The sequence below is a fragment of the Streptococcus parasanguinis genome (assembly GCF_001578955.1).
Classification (GTDB): domain Bacteria; phylum Bacillota; class Bacilli; order Lactobacillales; family Streptococcaceae; genus Streptococcus; species Streptococcus parasanguinis_U.
In genome coordinates this window covers 15,847-17,697 of record NZ_KQ969695.1, presented here as the reverse complement: position 1 = coordinate 17,697, position 1,851 = coordinate 15,847, and the positions used below count along the sequence as shown (strand labels likewise).

Sequence of the window (1,851 nt, the reverse complement as noted above, 5' to 3'; positions counted from 1 at the left end):
CTAGGTATTCCCCTAAGTGATGAAGAGTTGCTAGAGATGAGGAATGGTACTCGACTTTATCTTCTACCTAACACTCTAAATACAGAAGAACTTGAAGTGATGAAGGCGTATTTACAGGAAAGTGTCACTGTAAAACCGGGAGATTTACAAACTAATTTCACAGAAAATCCGAAATTTATGTTCAAGGTTTACCAACCGTCTCGATCAATATTTACTTGGTCAGATTCCATTTCTTATGGTACAACTAGTGAGAATCCAGTTATTTTTGTCTCAACACCAGAGAATTTATATTTCATGGAGTCGGCAAACTTAGTTGTCAGTGGCTATAATGGTCTTTTGAAGATTCGTGATAGGGAAACGATGAAACAGGTAGTGTCCATTTTAGAAACAAAATTTCCAGATTTAAAGGATAATCGGTTGAGTTTTACAACTGTCAAGAACTTTATCAATGGTCTTCAAAAAGATCTGAGTTATACATTTTATCTTTTCGGCACGATCATAGCGATTATCATAATTACGATGATGGCTATTTTCTGGAGTTTTGTCTTAATGTACCGCATGTTATTTGAAGAAAAATTGTATGTTCAATACTTTATGGGATTCTCACCATGGAAAAGATATATTGGTGTGCTTTCTCTCATTATTAGTTTTTCTGTGATGGAACTAATCGTTTCTATCTTAGTGGGTTCTAAGTTGGGAATAGTCATGACACTAGCTACATTTGCTTTTCAGATAATGCTACTTTACTTCAGTTTGTTCCGTAAAGAAGGAGAGAGTATCATACAATCATTTAAGGAGTAATCTCATGTCTAGAATTTCAGTACAAAATGTATCAAAACAATTTGGTTCAAGAGAAATTTTCAAAGACTTAAGCTTTGATATTGAGGAAAATGAATTTGTAGCTTTAGTAGGACCTTCTGGTTCTGGAAAATCGACTATCCTCAATATGATTGGACTATTGGATACTGTTGACAGTGGTAAAATCCTAATCAACGGAAAAGTTTTGCCTAAGGTAAATTCGCAATCAGCAGTTCATTACCGAAGGAATGTCATCAACTATCTTTTTCAATCCAATGCACTCATTTCTACATCTAGTGTGAAAGATAACCTGATGCTTGCCATGACTTTTTCGAATTTCTCTAGACAGGAGAAGGAGCAGAGAATCAAGGAAACGCTAGAATTTGTTGGTCTACAAAATCGGTTAAATAGTAAAATCAATGAATTATCGGGAGGTGAACAGCAGAGAATTGCGATTGTGAGAGCTATTTTAAAGCCCGGAGATATTGTCCTAGCAGATGAACCAACCGGATCGTTAGATCCTGAAATGTCTCAAAAAGCATTCGATTTGATTCGAACTTTGAGAGATCAATTTGGTAAAACAATTTTGGTTGTTACGCATAACATGGAGCAAGCACGGCAATGTGATAGGATCATTTCACTGGAGTCGGTTCTTGTAAATTAACTCAACCATTATTAACAGTTGATACGGTTACTTTAGATTATGGAATATCGAAGGCGGAGAGTTCAAACATGAAAAAATTTACATACGATATTATAAAACAGCCAAGTTTGTCTAATCGTTTGGAGTTAAAAACACATGTACTAGTTAAAAATCATATTTATTCCATGTTATTTTGAGGAAGATATTGTGAAATTCAAAGATGACGATGAAGTTGAGTGGGATTTGTTAGAATTTCAAAAATTTAGAGCATTTTTGGCTTAGTAATATGTGTTGAAGGCTCAAAATCTATGGTAAAAAAATAGCTTTGAAAACGTATTACCTCCAAAGATTTAGTTAAATAATGATTTAACATAAAAAGAAATTATTGAAGTTCTGGAAAGATGTTTTCT

The 1,851-nt window shown here is 34.0% G+C and carries 1 protein-coding gene and 1 pseudogene; both read left to right on the top strand.

The genetic code is table 11. The features are described 5' to 3' along the window. Positions 1 to 801: pseudogene (locus SPADD19_RS13005) on the top strand (ABC transporter permease); the annotation flags it as partial. Positions 802 to 805: 4 nt separating this feature from the next. Beyond that, the gene (locus SPADD19_RS10690; protein WP_033685029.1) at positions 806 to 1,462 is read left to right on the top strand and encodes an ATP-binding cassette domain-containing protein; all 657 of its coding nucleotides are present in this window, start codon (positions 806 to 808) and stop codon (positions 1,460 to 1,462) included. The last annotated feature ends 389 nt before the right edge of the window (positions 1,463 to 1,851 follow it).